The sequence below is a fragment of the Sorangium sp. So ce124 genome (assembly GCF_051525235.1).
Classification (GTDB): Bacteria; Myxococcota_A; Polyangia; order Polyangiales; family Polyangiaceae; genus Sorangium; species Sorangium atrum.
On record NZ_CP150312.1, the window covers coordinates 4374913 to 4390604 of the forward strand.

The following is a 15692-nucleotide window of genomic DNA, read 5'->3' on the forward strand; positions in this document are numbered from 1 at the left end:
GCTCCGGAGGGCTCGGGTGGTCCGGACCCCGGGGCGCTACCGGGGATCCTCGACGGGCGCGGTCTCGAGCGGGACGGTGCCGCCGTTCGCGACCCACTTGAAGCCGTCGACGAGCGCGGTCGAGTCGAGCCTGTCGTCGCCGGTGTCGAAGATCATGAACCGGAGCTTGAGCTCCTCGCCGCCGGTCACCGGGGCCTGCGTCCGAAGCCAGCCGGTCGCGCCGGCGTCGTTCCAGAGCCCGAAGCCGGTGCCCTCGAGCTCGTCAGTCCCGAGCGGGCAGTCCTCGCAGACCTCGAAGAAGCTGATGTTGACGCTGACGGGGTTGCCCACGCTGTCGAACGACAGATTGCCGTTGAGCGACCCTGGCGGGGCCGGCGTCGCCAGGGCGACGAACTGGTCGTTGAAGGCGTCGCAGACGAACTCCGGGTATTCGAAGGTGTAGAACTTGAACGCGAACTCGTAGCCGGTCGCGTTCGTCGGCGTGCGGATGACGAGCTCGAGGGCGATGTCGTCGTTGATGTTCGCCGACGGAGAGCACGCGGGGTTGTCTTGCGGGAAGCCGGGCGGCGCCGTGCCCGCTCCGTAGTTCTTGCAGCTGTCCGCGTTGCACGCGCCCGGCCACTGGGCGATCCGGGCGCGGCCCGAGGACAGGACGAGCAGGCGGGTCCCGCCCTGCGGGCGCACGTTGGGGCCGAAGGAGTCGAGCACGCCCACAGCGGGCGAGGGCGCCGCGGGCGAGCCGTCGCCGCGCACGTACTGCGCGCTCAGCACGCCCCACTTCCTGTCGCCGGGCGACGCCTTGGCGCAGAGGTCGATCGCGTGGGCCCCGTGGATGGCGTCGAAGTCGGCGGGAGCGATGTTCCTGTCGCAGGCCGTCGGCGCGTTGTCGATCACGCCGTCGCAGTCCTCGTCGACTGGCTCGGGCACCGCGCCGCTCTGGTCAGGCTCCGTGATCACGACCTCGACGGCGCCTGGGTTGACGTTCGGGTCGCCGTCGTTGCAGTCGCCGTCCTCGACGGTGAACCCGTCGCCGTCCTCGTCGGGTGAGGCCCCGTCCTCCGTCGGCGCGCCACCGTCGCCGAAATCAGCCCAGGAGCCCGTCGTACCGGTGGCTCCGCCGGCGCCCGCCTCCGCCGTCGTGGCGCTGGTCGCGCCCCCGCCGCCCTCGCCAGGCGCCTGCTGGAGGTGCGCCGTCGCGGAGCACGCGCCCGAGGACCAGAGCGCCGCCCCGATGCTCGCGCAGAGACCCAAATAGACGAAGCGCCCGCCTCTCATGGTGCATCCACCTCGATGGTCGATCCCAACGCCGGAGCGCCGTGCTCCCGGCGACCCACGGCAACATGCGAGCACATCACGGCCTGGGCTCGCTGTCTGCTGCGCGCTGCCGTGGCGGCGTGGGGTCGTCGGGCGGCGCCCCTTGTCCTCCTTGTTCGTGTTCCCCTCGCTTCAGGAGCCGCGCGGCCCACAGCGAGAGCGCGAGCAGCCCGACGGCCAGCGCGCCCCCGATCGCCGTGCGGTGCCGCTCGGTGAACGGGAGGTCGCGCGCGACAGGGGCGGCGCCGAGCGCAAGGTTTGGGGCCGCGGCGCCGAGCCTCGCGGCGGGGGGACGCTCGCGCACGGTGTGGTCGAGGAGGTCGACCAGGTCGTAGCTTGGGCGCTTGCCGAGCGCGTCGCCGACGTAGAGCCGGTGCGGGCCCGGCTGCGCGGCGCGGAACACGACCTCGCGCGCCCGCACCTCGCCTTGCGCGCCCGAGAGGGAGAGCGGCGCCGAGTCACCGTCGTGGATCGTGAGCCGGAGGAAGCGCTTCCGGGTGGGGTTCAACGGGATGCGCGTCGACGCGAGCGAGGGCCCTGACTCTCCGTGCGGACGGATGCGGTGGATCATGCCGCTCCCCACGGCCGGCCAGACGGCGCGGTACGTGGTCGAGGCGACGTCGACGCGGCGGCTGAACTCCGGCGTGGAGACGTCGAGGAGGACGGCCTCCAGCGGCGCGCCGTCGGCGCCGGCGTCGAGCGTGACGAGGGTCGTCTTCGCCTCGCTGTCCCGCTGCGTCTCGACGATCGCGAGCGGCAGCAGCGCGGGGAACTCCGCGGGGGCCTGCGTCTCGCACGAGACGGCGCCGCCCGTGATCCGGACGTCCGCGGCCGCGTCGCGCGCCGGGGCGCCCTCGGGGACAAGGCGGATCCGGACCAGGGCGGCGCGCGAGAGGGGATAGCGGACCGACAGGTGCTCGACCGTCTCCGATCCCTGGGGGATGCGGTACACGTAGGCGCCGCGCGCGACCTCGCTGAGCGACCTCGGATCCGTGCCGGTCTCGACCCGCGCCTCGCGGAGGAAGCTGCCGCCGATGACGCTGAGCTCGACGCGGCAGTGGCGCGTGCCGGGCGCGTCGAGCGCCCACGTCGCTTGCGCGACGCCGGCGGCGTCGACCCCCGGATCGAGCATCGTGGCCGCGATCCGCCCGGACGAGTGCGCGGCGCCTGGCTCGCGGAGCACGTAGGGCACCTCGGCGCCGTCGGGGCCGGCGATGCGGACGTCGGCGAGCAGCTCTTCTGCGCGGCTCTCGCGGTAGAGGTCGAGATCGACGTCGACGCGGTGATCGCCGGCGGCGTCCACGCCCTCGATGGGCCGGACGAGCGCGTGCTTCTCGATCGGGAGCGCCGCGCCGGTCTGCGCCTCGGAGGGCCGCGCGAGGGTCATCGCCGCGAGCAGCGCGAGCGGCCCGGCCGCGCCCCGCGATCCGGCGCGAAGGAGCGTCACGAGGCGCCGGCCGAACCGCGCGTAGAGGAACCCTCCGCCGACGAGCAGCGCCCCGACGCCCGTGAAGAGGGCGATCTGGTAGATGCGCTCGACGTGCCAGACGTCCCAGGCCACGAGCTTCGCGATGGTGACGGCGAACAGGGAGAGCCCGGCGTAGCGATGGAAGGCGTCGCGCGCCGCGAACCCCGCGGTGAGCAGCGCGATCGCCGCGAGGGCGAGCACGAGCGTCGTCGCCATCGCGAGGCTGCCTTGCTGGCCCTCCAGGGCGGCGCGGTGCTGCACGGTGAGCTCGGCGAACTCGGCCGCGTCGAGCGGGGCAGGGGGGGCGGCGGGGAGCGCGGTGATCGCGCTCCTTACCTCGAGGACGACGGTCGTGATGAGCAGGGCATACCCCGCGCCCAGCGCCGCGACCGCGGCGCCGCGCAGCTCGGCGCGTGCGGCGTCGAGGGGGCGGGCGAGCGCCGCGCGCGACAGCAGCCGCCCCGCGGCGAGCAGGGCGGCGCTCACGCCCGCGAACGCATAGGTCCTCGCGTTGAGCAGGACGGGAACCGCCATCCTCCCGTCGCGGCCGCGCGTCGCGAACCAGGTCGTCACGAGCGCCTCGGCCTCGGCCCGATCGACGACGAGCGCCCGCGTGAGGGCGGCGGCGAAGAGCAGCAGGGTGACGGCGAGCCAGACCCGCTCGCCGGTGCGCGCCGCGATCGCGGCCGCCACGGCCGCGAGGATGCTCCAGATCACGGTCACCGTCGCGCCGCCGAGCCCGAACGCGGCGGACGCGGCGAACAGGGCGAGCGCCTGTCCGAGGAGCAGGGCGATGCGATCGGCGGGGGGCGCGGCTTCGGCGCGGGTCACGCCCGCGCGGAGGAGCGCGGCGCCGAGCGCCAGGTCCAGGGCGCCGGCGCCCGCGGTGAGCAGCGCGCGGAGCGTCGGCGTGTCCTCCGGCGTGGCGCCGAGCGCGGCCGCGACGAACCCGAGCGTCGCCACGCACGCGGCGAGCGCGTCGGACCAGGAGAGCGCCGGCGCGCCGGGCTCGCGCGGGCGCCGCGCCGAGGCGCCCGCGGCGCCGAGGAACACCAGCATGACGAGCGCCGAGGCGCCGAGGAAGCTTGCGTCGACGGCGTCGACGGCGCCGACCGCGCCGGCGGAATCGATGGACGCCGAGGCGCCCGCGTCCGCCGGCGCGATCGCGAAATGCGCCGCCGCGGCGAGCGCGCCTGCCGAGAGGATCGCCGCGGCGAGGAGCAGGGCGGGGAGCGCGGCGCGCGCGGCCGTCCACGCCGCGAGGGCGGCCGCGAGCGCGAGCGCGAGCGCGAAGAGCGCCGCGTCGGCCTCGATCAGCAGCATGCCCGCCGTGCAGGCGAAGAGCGCCGCGCCGGCGGAGCACGCGATGGCGGTCTTCCGATCGAGCTGGCCCGCGAGCCCGGCCCCGCCGCGGAGCCACCCCGCGAGGTAGACGAGCGTCCAGGCCGCGATCAGCGCGACGAGCGTCGTGCGATGCGCGGCTGGCGCGTCCGCGAACGTCGCGGCGAAGGAAAGGAAGCCTGCGCCCATCGGCGCCAGCAGCCAGGCGCCATCGTCGGGCGCGCGCAGGGCGACCAGCGCCGCGAGCGCGAGCGTGATCGCGGCGGCCGTGAGCGCGCGCGGCGCGTCGAAGAGCAGCGCGGCCGCGCCCGCGTGCGCGAGAACGAGCGCGGCGATGCTGGTCGCGGTCGCGTCCGCGCGCGCCGCGACGCGGAGGACGCCGGTCGCTTCCGCCCCGGTCGGCGGGACGCTTCGGTCGGGGCTCATGGCGGGCGCGCGGCGCAGCCACAGCGCGCGCAGGATGCCCTGCGCCGTGGCGAGCGCGACGAACGCGAGGGGCGCCGCGCGCGCGGCGAGCGCGAAGTAAGGCCCCGGGAGCGCCTGCGCAGGCGAGTCGAGCCACTGCGCAGCGTCCGCGTCTCCGCCGGCCGGGGCGGCGCTGGCGTCGAAGTGCCTGGCGTACCAGCCCCAGAACAGCGCCGTGTGGCCTGCGATCGCGAGCCACGGCGCGACGCGGAAGCCGAGCCTCGCTGCGACGGCGTGGACGACGCTCGTCATGAGCAGGAGGTAGCCGAACAGGACGAGCGGACGGTCCTGCCCCGTCGACAGCACGACGGGGTTGAGGAATCCGGCGACGAGGCTGAGGATCAGGATGGCCTCGCCGCGGTGGCGGAGCGCTAGGCCGGCGCCGAGCAGGAGGAGCACCGTGTCCGCCGCGAATGCGGCGGGGATCGGGACGAGCTCGTACAGCGTGGCGCTCGCCCACACCGACGCGATCAGGACCGAGAGGCCGAGGCCGATGAGCGTGTGGACGAAACGACGCTGCGCGCGCCCGTGGATCACCTCGGCGATCGCGAGGAGCGCGGCGCCTGTCGCGGCGCCGATCGCGACGCGCCCGAACGGCCCGATCCAGGCGTTGTCCGAGGCGTACTTGAAGAAGAAGAGCGCGCCGAGCAAGAAGGTGGTCGCGCCTGCGCGGGTGAGCCAGGTGAGGCCGAGCCGCTCCTCGATGGAGGGTCGCTCCTGGGCTTCGCGATGCGCGGGCGAGCCAGCGCCGAACGCGCTCGCCTCGAGCGTCGCCGCGGGGCGCGCCGCGCGAGGCGGCGGAGGAGCGGTGGGGCCGGGGAACGCGACGTCCGGGGGCGCCGTGGTCGAAGCGGCGGCGAACGCCGTGGACGCGACCGCCGGGGGCGCGGTGGCGATCGGATCCGCGATCCCAGGAGGGGCGCCGGCGGTCGCCGCGTCGAGCGCGGGCGGCGCGCCGGCGGTCGCCGCGTCGAGCGCGGGCGGCGCGCCGGTGGTCGCCGCGTCGAGCGCGGGCGGTGCATCTGCGCCCTCGGCGTCGAGCGCGGGCCGGGCCGCCGCTGGGGGCGGGATCGCGCCCTGGGCAATCCTCTCTTGCTCCAGGTCGTGTGTGCTTCGCGGGCTCTCCGCCGCTGCGGTGAGCGCTGCGCGGCCACGATGCCCGGAGAGCTCGGCCACCCGGTGCTCCAGCGCGTGGATCCGCAGCAGCAGGTCCTCGTTGCGCCGGTTGGCCCGGACGGCGAACACGAAGGCGACGAGCGGGGCAACCAGGAGATAGCCGACGAGCGCGAGCCCGAAGACGACGACGATTCCTGCCCCCATGCATGCTTCGTAGCATGCGGTGCGCGTCGCAGGCGCCGCCCGTCGGCGCGATGATGCCTGTGCTGTTCACGCTGCTCGCGCTGACGGCCCCATCGGAAGGCGAGGACCTTTCGGCGCGCGCTGGGATTCGGGTAAGGTGCCTCCGCATGAGGAACACACGCCTGCCTGATCGCCGTGCGCCGGGCGCCTGCTATCTTCCCCGTGTTCCCGGACGGCGGCGTTGCTCGGGGGGGGAGCGCGGCCATTCGGGAACAGTTCTTCTGTCCTCTCGACCTTCTGCGCCGGAGACCTCGCGATGGTGAAGCACCCGACCGTCTCTGCATGGCAGCGGGATCACGAGGAAGGCGGTTATACGGCCGAGTTGCACGGCTGGACCCTGCGGGTCCGCTGGATACCCGAGCGCCCGGGTGAGCTCCGCGGCTTCGTGTGGGAGGCCGTCGATCCCTCGGGGAACAAGGTCACCTCGCCCGAGATCCACGAGGAGATCGAGGTGGCGATGGCGTACGCCGAGGAGCGCGCGGCCCCCGATCCGAAGAAGCACGAGGGGAAGACCGTCGATTGAGTGAGCCGCGCGCCGCGCGGCGGCGCCGGGCTCAGCCCGCCTTGTCCGCGGACGCCGCCTTGCGGCTCCGCTTGGCCCCGTAGTTCCGGATCACGATCTCCCCCACGCGGCCTCTGGCGTCGCTCTTCGCGTTGATGCTCCGGAGCGCCGCGACGCGGTCGATCTTGAACCGCTTGTAGAGCGGCGGGATCTCCGGAACATCGGAGTTCGAGAGCATCACCTGGACGCCTCGCCCGTCGAGCTCGGCGAAGAGCGCAGCGAGGCGCTCCTGGTCGCGGAAGCCGAAGCCGCCCGCGCTGTAGGACGTGAAGTTCGCGGTCGACGAGACGGGCGAGTACGGCGGGTCCAGGTACACGAAATCGCCTTCCTGGGCGTGGTCGAGCACGCGCTCGAAGTCGCGGACCTCGAGCTCGACGCCCCGCAGCGCCGCCGAGCAGGCCCGCAGCTGGGGCGGGTTGCAGATGGCCGGCTTCACGTAGCGGCCGAAAGGCACGTTGAAGCGGCCGGCGCTGTTGACCCGGTAGAGCCCGTTGAACCCCGTCTTGTTCAGGAAGATGGTCCGCGCGGCGCGCTCGGGCAGCGTGAGCGAGGCGGGATCGACGTCGCGAACCTTGTAGTAGTGCGCCTCCTCGTAGGCGTGGCTGCCCAGCGCGGCGATCACCTCCTCGACCCTGTCGCGCACGGCCCGGTAGCAGTCGATGAGCTCGGCGTTGACGTCCGTCAGCGTCGCGCGCTCCGGCTGCAGGCAGAAGAAGAGCGCGGCTCCCCCCACGAAGGGCTCGAAGTAGCGCCCGTACGACGCGGGGAGGAGCGGCTGGAACTGTCGGAGCAGCTGGCCCTTGCCGCCCGCCCATTTGAGGAACGGACGTGGCATCACGGGCGTGTCGTCGTCGGGTTGGGTGACAAGGGCGGTGGTCATCGCGCAATACTGGACGCCAACCTACCAGGGCGCGCGATCGTCCTCAACCACCGAAGGCCACCGTCCTCAACCACCGAAGGCCACGGCGAGCGAGCGCGAGCCCCCTGGTCCGGCGCCCCTCGCCGGTCCGCCCCCGACGCGCGGGTGCCCGGGGCCATGCGTCTCTCCAGGCTAGGTCGTTCTATGTCCACGCCGCGGCCCCGTCGGGCGGCGAGGTGCCTTGTGGGTGACGGTGGATGTTGGCCTGATTCGTTAGTGATTCCAATTGCTTGTAAGCGTGCGTGAGCGGGCGTGTCCCGGCTGGAGCGCTGCCCGGATCATGGCATGTCGCCGCTTGCGCGATCGCCGAGCAGGGATAAGTTGAAGTCTCGACACGCGGGCTGCACAGCCGCTGGTGGAGCGGAGTTCTCCCGCATTCGCGCACCGCCGCGTCAGGCCATCTCGCCGGTGGACCTGCGCGGCGCGGCAAGGGCTCGCCCGGGCGCTGGGCGCGGGCGTCCCGCGCCGGGTGGCGGCTCCTCGAGGGCCGCCATTCGTGGAAGCCGCCGTTGCTTCTCGACAGGAGGGATGCCGCCATGATGCTTGCCTTCGACCTCGATCGCGACGATGCCCCGCAGCAGCGCGGCCCCGCTCCGGCGGACGGACCGGGGTGTTTCGGTGAAGCTGCGGACTACCGTGCTCAGCGGATCCTGTACGCGGCCCGCGACTGGATCGGCGAGCAGGACGGCATCGCCACCGACGGGCGCTCGCTGATCCTGCTGCACGCCCAGCGGACGCCGCCGGAGCGGCGCGAGGCGCTCGTGCGCTGCTTCGAGCGCGTGCTCCTGCACGCCCCCCGTCCGGAGCTCGCCGCGCTCTCGGCGTCGCTGCGCCAGGCGGGGCTCTCCGTGGACGAGGACTTCTCGGTGATGGGCGCCCCGGCCGGCGAGGTGCGTGCCGCCGTGCAGGGGCTCGGCCGGTTTCGCGCCTTCCCGCCGGGCCTGCGCCTGTCCAGGGTATCGCCGGACGACGACGAGGCCTCGATCCGCGCGATCCAGGAGCTCCAGGCGGAGAGCGGCCACGCGCCGCTCCCGGGGTGGTACCTGCGCGGCGGCGAGGGCCGCTCCTTGACGCTCGCGCTGCGCGACGGCGCGGGCGCGCTGATCGGCTGCACCACCCTGTGCGTCGTGACGCGGCCGCAGCCTGCCGAGGTCGGCGGCCGCGAGGCGCTCGCCCAGCTCGGGCTGCTGGGCGCCCCGCCGCTCTGGATCTCCGACGTGGACGAGGCGCCGTCGTGGACGGCCATGCCGATCTGCACCTGTCTGCGCGAGGACCACCGCGGACGGGGGCTCGGGGCTCCCCTCCAGGCGGCGGCGCTCCGGGAAGGGCACGATCGCTTCGGGATCCGGTGGTTCTATGCGCTCGTCAGGGCCGGCGACGAGATCGCCAAGCGCATGAACGCGCGTTGCGGGCTCGCCCCGCACCGCGCTGAAGGGTTCCTCGTCGCGTCGGCGTTGCCTCCCGAGAAGCCCCGGCGGCCGTCGGACGCGCGCCGCGGCTCAGGCTGACGGCACGGACGCGAGGAGAAAGCGCCGGCGTCCTACCCGAGGAGCCACGGGGCCGGCGCGTCGCCAGCAAGGCGCCGGCGGATCGTGTCGAGCGCGCGCTCGAAGTAGCCGTCGCGCGCGACCACGAACTCATCGAGCCGCACGTCGCGCGGCTCGACCTTCACCGCGCCCGCGGCGTCCGGCGGCCGCCGCACGAGGCCGGTCGCGCGGGGCACCTCGCCTCGGACGAGGCGCAGCGCCGCGTCGAGCGGGAGCGACAGCAGCGCGGTCACCTCGTGCGGATCGGGACGCAGCTCCTCGAGCGCGCGGCGGGTCGTCGCGAGCAGCACGTCCTGCAGCTCGCGGTCGACGATCCCGGGCGCGTGATCGTCCTGGCTGCGGCGCGTGCCGAGCCGGACCACATCGCGCGGCGAGAGCGGCAGGCCAATCTCCTCCTCCGCCTCGCGCAGCGCCCCCGCGAGATCCTCTCCGGCGCGGTAGTGCCCCGACACGGCGACCTCGAGCGCGCCGGGCCAGGTGTCCTTGTCCGGGCTGCGCTGCTGGAAGAGCACCCAGGGATCCGCGGCGCTCTGGCGAATGTCCAGCTCCCGGCCATCGGGCCCCCGCTCGAGGAGCACCCACACGTGAACGCTCCGGTGCCAGTCGCCGTCGCGGTGAACGAGCCCGCGCGCCTTGCGCACGCCGAGCGGCCGGCCGCCGTCATCGAGGATATCGAAGAGCTCCTCTACGTCCTGCGCGGCCATGCGCCGGAGGGTAGCGCAACGTGAACGCCGCAAGACGTCTTTGCTGCTCTGCGTGCTCGCGCGCTCGTCAGATGACGCTGTGCTTCGCGTCGTGCTCGACGCACGAGCATCGAGCGGAAGCAGCAGGAAACGAGGCGAAAGGGTGTGAAAGTGGCGATCCCAGCGGGAATCGAACCCGCGTTACCGGCGTGAGAGGCCGATGTCCTAACCGCTAGACGATGGGACCTTGTTCTGTGGAGAAGACCGACAGCAGAGCTGAGCGGCCTGGCTGGGGGACAAGGATTCGAACCTTGATAGCAAGAGCCAGAATCTTGCGTCCTGCCGTTAGACGATCCCCCAAGGGGTCAGCGCCGTGTTCATCAGCGCCACGGGCCGCGGAATCTACTTGGGCTGCCTGGATTGTCAAGCGCTCAAAATCGGACCCGACGAAGAAAAATGCTCGGCACCAAAATCCCCGACGTTTCGTGCGCTTCGCGGGGCTCAGCAAGGCCTCCCGCTGCTCGACCCCCTCGCTCCCCTCGCTCAACCCGCTCCGCCCTCGTTGCATGCCGTCCGTCGTCGTCGCACGCCGCGCTGTCGCCATGATCCGTCCAGGTTGTCTACAGCGTGCCCTGCGTGATGTCGGAGAGGGGGCTCGTCCCTGGCCGGAGGAGGGGTCGTCCCTGGAGGAGGCTTCACGACGTCGCGATCGCTCCCTCGGCGTCGCTTCTCCAGACATCTCGGCTTCGCCCCTCCGGACTCTCGGCTCCGGAAAAGTCGCGGCTCTCTGCTGCGTGCCCTTGACGCGCCGGGTGACTGATTTACTTTCGGCCGCGGTTTAGCCACCGGCCTAGGAGAGTGCCAAGACACTGCGATCTCGGGCACTTAGCTCTTGTCGTGCGGGCGGAATGCCCCAGCGGGGGGGCGAACGGGACCTCCGGCGAGCCGATGGTCAGTCAACAAGCCGAGGACGAGGGAGCCAGCATGAAAATCAGGCCGCTGCAGGATCGGATTGTCGTCAAGCGCGTCGAGAGCGAGACGAAGACCAAGGGGGGCATCATCATCCCCGACGCCGCGAAGGAGAAGCCGATCGAGGGGCGCGTGGTCGCGGTGGGCAACGGCAAGGTCCTGAAGGACGGCAAGGTTCGCCCGCTCGATGTGAAGGTCGGGGACAAGGTGCTGTTCGGCAAGTACAGCGGCACCGAGGTGAAGCTCGACGGCGAGGAGCACGTGCTCATCCGCGAGGACGACGTGCTCGCCGTGACCGAGTCCGCCGGGACGTGAACCAGGCCTGAGGCAACCGAACGCAAGCGTTTGTACACGCGGCCGCGCGGCCGCGAGGGGATTGAGACATGGCTGCGAAGCAGATCGTTTTTAGCCGCGGCGCCCGCGCCGCGATCCTCAAGGGCGTGAACACGCTCGCCGATGCGGTCAAGGTGACCCTCGGGCCGAAGGGGCGGAACGTCGTCATCGAGAAGAGCTGGGGCTCCCCGGTCGTGACGAAGGACGGCGTCACGGTCGCCAAGGAGGTCGAGCTCGCCGGCAAGCTCGAGAACATGGGCGCCCAGATGGTGCGCGAGGTCGCCTCGAAGACCAGCGACAAGGCGGGCGACGGCACGACGACGGCGACGGTGCTGGCGCAGGCGATCTTCGGCGAGGGCCTCAAGCTCGTCGAGGCCGGCCACAACCCGATGGATCTGAAGCGCGGCATCGACGCGGCGGTCGCGAAGGTCATCGAGGCCGTGCAGCAGGCCGCCAAGCCGACCAAGGACAAGGACCAGATCGCCCAGGTCGCCACGGTCAGCGCCAACGGCGACAAGGAGATCGGCCAGATCCTCGCCGACGCCATGGAGAAGGTCGGCAAGGAGGGCGTGATCACGGTCGAGGAGAACAAGCGCATGACGACGGAGCTCGAGACCGTCGACGGCATGCAGTTCGACCGCGGCTACCTCTCGCCCTACTTCGTGACCGACCCCGAGAAGATGACCGCGGTGCTCACGAACCCGCTCATCCTCGTGCACGAGAAGAAGATCTCGGCCATGGCCGACCTCCTGCCGCTGCTCGAGCAGGTGGTGAAGCAGGGGCGCGAGCTGCTCATCCTCTCCGAGGACGTCGAGGGTGAGGCGCTCGCCACGCTCGTCGTGAACAAGCTGCGCGGCACGATCAAGGTCGCCGCCGTGAAGGCGCCCGGCTTCGGCGATCGCCGCAAGGACATGCTGAAGGACATCGCCATCCTCACGGGCGCGACGCCGTTCATGGAGGACCTCGGCCAGAAGCTCGAGAGCGCCACTGTGCGCGACCTCGGGACGGCCAAGCGCGTCGAGATCGACAAGGACAACACCGTCATCGTCGACGGCCAGGGCGACAAGGGCGCCATCAAGGGCCGCATCGAGGCGATCCGCAAGCAGATCGCGGACACGGCGAGCGACTACGATCGCGAGAAGCTCCAGGAGCGGCTCGCGAAGCTCGCCGGCGGCGTCGCGGTGGTGAAGGTCGGCGCGGCGACCGAGACCGAGATGAAGGAGAAGAAGGCGCGCGTCGAGGACGCGCTGCACGCGACCCGCGCGGCCGTCGAGGAAGGCATCGTGGTCGGCGGCGGCGTGGCCCTCTTCCGGGCGGCCGCCTCGCTGGAATCGCTCAAGTTCAACGACGAGCGCGACGTCGGCGTGCGGCTCGTGCGCCGCGCCGTGGAGGCGCCGCTCCGCCAGATCGCCCACAACGCGGGGATCGACGGCACGGTGGTGGCGGAGAAGGTCCGGTCGGGCGCGCCGACGTTCGGCTACAACGCCGCGACCGACGCGTACGAGGACCTGCTCGCCGGCGGCGTCATCGATCCGGCCAAGGTCGTGCGGCACGCGCTCTCCAACGCGGCCAGCGTCGCCGCGCTGATGCTCACGACCGAGGCCCTCGTCGCCGAGAAGCCCAAGAAGGAGAAGGCCGCTGGCGGCGGCGCTCCCGGCGGCATGGGCGGCATGGGGGGTATGGGCGGCATGGGGGGTATGGGCGGCATGGGCGGCATGGGCGACTTCGACATGGGTTGATCGCCTGTCCGCGCCGCTCTCGGGCTGCCGCCGCCTCCGCGCGGCGCCGGCCCGCTGAGCGCGCTGCTCCCGACGAAGCGGGCCGAGGGGTCCTCCAAAGCATGGTGGCTTGGGGGGACCCCTCGAGTTTTGTGAGGGCCAGCGCTCTTGCCCGGGTTTTTGACCCGCGGTCACGTGGGGCGCTAGACTCCCGGGCAATGTCGGAGTCGTCGTTCGCCCGCTATGGCCGCGAGTACGTGCCGGGCGACGTGCTCTTTCGTGAGGGGGACTCCGGCGACGTCATGTTCGTCATCCAGTCGGGCGCCGTGCGGATCACGAAGTCGGTCGCCGGCGAGGACAAGGTGCTCGCCGTGCTCGGGCCCGGCGAGTTCGTCGGCGAGATGGCGATCTTGAACGGCAAGCCCCGGAACGCGACGGCCACCGTGAGCGAGCCGTCCCGCTGCCTCGTGATCGACGCGCGGAAGCTGGAGGTCATGCTGCAGCGCGACGTCGAGATAGCGCTCCGTCTCCTCAAGAAGCTGGCGAAGCGGCTCGACGCGGCGAACTCGCTCGTCGAGATCCTCATGCACCGTGACCCGAAGGCGCGCGTGATGCTCGCGCTCGCGCGTCACGCCGAGGCCTTCGGGGAGGAGACGCCTGAAGGCATACGCGTCCGCTCCTCTCCCGAGGACATCGCGCGCGAGGTCGACGTCGAGCAAGAGACGGTGGACGAGGTGATGAAGCGGCTCCGCCGGCTGAGGCTCCTCTCGTACGGGCCGCCTGCACCCGCGGCGATCATGGTGACCGACATGCGCAGGTTCCGGGATTTCATCGAGTTCCTGGACATGCCGCAGAAGTTCGGCGGAGAGAGCTGAACCAGTGGAGCTGCGTGTCATCGGCTGCCACGGCGGTGAGACCCCCAGGCATCGCACGTGCGCGTTCGTCGTGGACGACGTCCTCGCGATCGACGCCGGCTCGCTGACGAGCGGGCTCGAGGTGAAGGACCAGGCGCGGATCGAGGCGTGCCTCGTGAGCCATGCGCACCTCGATCACATCCGCGACCTGGCCACGATCGCGGACAACCGTTGCCAGCTCGGGTGCCCGCCGCTCGTGATCGCGGGCACGCGCGAGACGCTGCGCACGCTCAAGAAGCACTTCTTCAACAACGTGCTCTGGCCCGATTTCGCGGTGATCCCGAGCGCCGGGCAGCCGACCATCCAGTACCTCGAGCTCAAGCCGGAGCGCCCCACGCCGGTCGCCGGGCGGCTCGTGCGGGCGGTCCACGTGACGCACACGATCGACGCGTCGGCGTTCGTGATCGAAGGGGACGGCGGCGCGATCGCGTACAGCGGCGACACCGGGCCCACGGAGCGGCTGTGGGAGGTGCTGAACCAGCAGCAGGACCTCCGCGCGCTGCTGATGGAGGTCAGCTTCCCCAACCGGGAGCAGCGCCTCGCCACCGTGAGCGGCCATCACACGCCGCAGACGCTCGCCGTCGAGCTCCAGAAGTTCCGCGCGCCGAGGGATCTGCCGACGATGCTCTACCACATCAAGCCGGTCTTCCAGGCCGAGGTGGAGCGGGAGTGCGCCGCGCTGAAGGGGCTGAACCTGGAGGTCCTTCAGCTCATGGATCACTTCGTCCTGTAGCCGACGCATCGGCGGCTCGGCGGGAGGGAGGGCGCTGGGGTGGATGGGGGCGCCGGGGTCGATGGGAGCGTGGTGCCGAGCTGCCCGGCCCGAGGGGGCTAGCTCGCCGCGCGCGGTGCGCACGGGCTGAACTCGCCTTGGACGCCCTGTGCCCGACGCGCTGCGCGCGCCGGACACAGGGCGTCAATCGGGCTCAGACAACAGCCCGTGCGCACCGCGCGCGGCGAGCTAGCCCCCTCGGGCCTGTGGGTGTTCCGAGAGAGAGGGCGCGCCTCGAGGAGGGGGCGAGCCGCTACGTGGTGGGGGGCCAGCCGTCTCGCCGTGGGGGGGCCCTGAGAGCGCGGTGGCGCGGGCTAGCGGCTTTCCTGCGTGGGCTCGTCGTTGAAGGGGCGCTTGCCGTCGGGCACCTCTTCGACGCGGGCGAGGACGACCGTGATGTTGTCGGTGCCGCCGAAGTAGTTCGCCCGATCGATGAGCGCCTTGCACGCAGCGTCCAGCGAGCCGCTGGACATCACGAGCTCGAGGATCTGATCGTCGCTCACCAGCCCGGACAGGCCGTCCGAGCACAGGAGGTACACGTCACCGTGCCGCGTCTCGTCCGTCACGAGATCGACGAGGACGTCCTCGCGGATGCCGAGCGCGCGCGTGATGACGTTGGCCGGAAGCTGCCGGACCTCCTCCTCGGTCATCCACGGGGCCATGTGCGCCGCGTCGCTGACGAGCGAGTGGTCGCGGGTCAGCTGCGTGATCTGGCTGTCGCGCAGGCGATAGCAGCGGCTGTCCCCGACGTGACCCACCGTCACGTGCTCGGCGTCCTTGGAGAACATCGCCGCCACGATCGTCGTGCCCATGCCGAAGTCGGCGAGCGTCTTCAGCGAGCGATCGAAGATGCGCCGGTTCGCCAGCCTGAGGCCGGTGACGACGTAGTTCTCCTCCTCGGTCAGGTTCGGGTCGGCAGGGAAGGGCCAGGTGGCGTCCCTCCCCACCGTCACGGACAGGAAGTCCGAGAGCGTGCTCACGGCAAGCTGGCTCGCGACATCGCCCGAGCGGTGTCCGCCCATTCCATCCGCCACGGCCACGACACGGTACTCCTCGCTGACGAGGAGGTTGTCCTCATTGTGGTCCCGGAGGAGCCCGGTATCCGTCATCCCGGCAAACCGGGTCCGCAACATGGGCAGAGAGTAGACGCGGAGCAGGGGGGCAGCGCAAGTTCAAGGCGAGGGCAAAGCTGAAATCCTGGGCCGGATCTCCCACAGCGACCGCTCCATGGCCGCCGGAAGCGGCCGGCGGCAGGGGTGGAGGACGGTTCCGGAGGCGCTCGTTCGCCGGACACACTTTGCTCTTGAAAGATGAGAGAGGACGTGGGG

The 15692-nt window shown here is 72.0% G+C and carries 11 protein-coding genes and 2 tRNA genes; 6 read left to right on the plus strand and 7 right to left on the minus strand.

Annotated elements, in window-relative coordinates; translation table 11 throughout:
- Positions 1-36 precede the first annotated feature (36 nt).
- Entirely contained in the window at positions 37-1275 is a 1239-nt protein-coding gene (locus tag WMF19_RS16515) for a choice-of-anchor L domain-containing protein (protein ID WP_437900008.1), read from the minus strand.
- Positions 1276-1351: 76 nt separating this feature from the next.
- Entirely contained in the window at positions 1352-5908 is a 4557-nt protein-coding gene (locus WMF19_RS16520; RefSeq protein ID WP_437900009.1) for a DUF2339 domain-containing protein, read from the minus strand.
- A 295-nt stretch (positions 5909-6203) separates the two neighbouring features.
- Here WMF19_RS16520 and WMF19_RS16525 point away from each other — a divergent pair, with 295 nt between their 5' ends.
- Positions 6204-6470 (plus strand): hypothetical protein, encoded by a 267-nt coding sequence (locus tag WMF19_RS16525; protein ID WP_437329549.1) that lies wholly within the window; start codon positions 6204-6206, stop codon positions 6468-6470.
- A 31-nt stretch (positions 6471-6501) separates the two neighbouring features.
- Here the strand turns inward: WMF19_RS16525 and WMF19_RS16530 are convergent, their stop codons facing one another.
- Positions 6502-7389 (minus strand): DNA adenine methylase, encoded by an 888-nt coding sequence (locus tag WMF19_RS16530; RefSeq protein WP_437900010.1) that lies wholly within the window; start codon positions 7387-7389, stop codon positions 6502-6504.
- Positions 7390-7964: 575 nt separating this feature from the next.
- Here WMF19_RS16530 and WMF19_RS16535 point away from each other — a divergent pair.
- Positions 7965-8936: a hypothetical protein gene (locus WMF19_RS16535; RefSeq protein WP_437900011.1), complete on the plus strand. Its 972-nt coding sequence runs from the start codon at positions 7965-7967 to the stop codon at positions 8934-8936.
- Between the two features lie 32 nt (positions 8937-8968).
- Here the strand turns inward: WMF19_RS16535 and WMF19_RS16540 are convergent, their stop codons facing one another.
- From WMF19_RS16540 to WMF19_RS16550, 3 genes are all read right to left on the minus strand, one after another.
- Positions 8969-9679, minus strand: coding sequence for an NUDIX hydrolase (locus WMF19_RS16540; protein WP_437900012.1), 711 nt, complete (start codon positions 9677-9679; stop codon positions 8969-8971).
- A 151-nt stretch (positions 9680-9830) separates the two neighbouring features.
- Positions 9831-9905, minus strand: a tRNA-Glu gene (locus WMF19_RS16545).
- 39 nt (positions 9906-9944) lie between these two features.
- Positions 9945-10018 (minus strand) — tRNA-Gln (locus WMF19_RS16550).
- 624 nt (positions 10019-10642) lie between these two features.
- Between WMF19_RS16550 and groES the strand changes: the two genes are divergently transcribed.
- From groES to WMF19_RS16570, 4 genes are all read left to right on the plus strand, one after another.
- A complete protein-coding gene (gene groES / locus WMF19_RS16555) occupies positions 10643-10942 on the plus strand; it encodes a co-chaperone GroES (RefSeq protein WP_437329553.1) in 300 nt (99 codons plus the stop codon).
- A 68-nt stretch (positions 10943-11010) separates the two neighbouring features.
- On the plus strand, positions 11011-12699 hold the full coding sequence (gene groL, locus WMF19_RS16560) for a chaperonin GroEL (RefSeq protein WP_437900013.1): 1689 nt from the start codon (positions 11011-11013) through the stop codon (positions 12697-12699).
- Positions 12700-12896: 197 nt separating this feature from the next.
- Positions 12897-13553, plus strand: coding sequence for a Crp/Fnr family transcriptional regulator (locus WMF19_RS16565; protein WP_437329555.1), 657 nt, complete (start codon positions 12897-12899; stop codon positions 13551-13553).
- 4 nt (positions 13554-13557) lie between these two features.
- A complete protein-coding gene (locus WMF19_RS16570; protein WP_272097994.1) occupies positions 13558-14325 on the plus strand; it encodes an MBL fold metallo-hydrolase in 768 nt (255 codons plus the stop codon).
- A 353-nt stretch (positions 14326-14678) separates the two neighbouring features.
- Here WMF19_RS16570 and WMF19_RS16575 read toward each other — a convergent pair whose 3' ends face one another.
- Positions 14679-15497 (minus strand): PP2C family protein-serine/threonine phosphatase, encoded by an 819-nt coding sequence (locus WMF19_RS16575; protein ID WP_012235416.1) that lies wholly within the window; start codon positions 15495-15497, stop codon positions 14679-14681.
- Positions 15498-15692 lie beyond the last annotated feature (195 nt).

What these genes read in the sequence shown, in the direction of transcription:
- WMF19_RS16515 (WP_437900008.1), bottom strand. Translation starts at nt 1,275, where the DNA reads ATGAGAGGCGGGCGCTTCGTCTATTTGGGTCTCTGCGCGAGCATCGGG.
- WMF19_RS16520 (WP_437900009.1), bottom strand. Translation starts at nt 5,908, where the DNA reads ATGGGGGCAGGAATCGTCGTCGTCTTCGGGCTCGCGCTCGTCGGCTAT.
- WMF19_RS16525 (WP_437329549.1), top strand. Translation starts at nt 6,204, where the DNA reads ATGGTGAAGCACCCGACCGTCTCTGCATGGCAGCGGGATCACGAGGAA.
- WMF19_RS16530 (WP_437900010.1), bottom strand. Translation starts at nt 7,389, where the DNA reads ATGACCACCGCCCTTGTCACCCAACCCGACGACGACACGCCCGTGATG.
- WMF19_RS16535 (WP_437900011.1), top strand. Translation starts at nt 7,965, where the DNA reads ATGATGCTTGCCTTCGACCTCGATCGCGACGATGCCCCGCAGCAGCGC.
- WMF19_RS16540 (WP_437900012.1), bottom strand. Translation starts at nt 9,679, where the DNA reads ATGGCCGCGCAGGACGTAGAGGAGCTCTTCGATATCCTCGATGACGGC.
- groES (WP_437329553.1), top strand. Translation starts at nt 10,643, where the DNA reads ATGAAAATCAGGCCGCTGCAGGATCGGATTGTCGTCAAGCGCGTCGAG.
- groL (WP_437900013.1), top strand. Translation starts at nt 11,011, where the DNA reads ATGGCTGCGAAGCAGATCGTTTTTAGCCGCGGCGCCCGCGCCGCGATC.
- WMF19_RS16565 (WP_437329555.1), top strand. Translation starts at nt 12,897, where the DNA reads ATGTCGGAGTCGTCGTTCGCCCGCTATGGCCGCGAGTACGTGCCGGGC.
- WMF19_RS16575 (WP_012235416.1), bottom strand. Translation starts at nt 15,497, where the DNA reads ATGTTGCGGACCCGGTTTGCCGGGATGACGGATACCGGGCTCCTCCGG.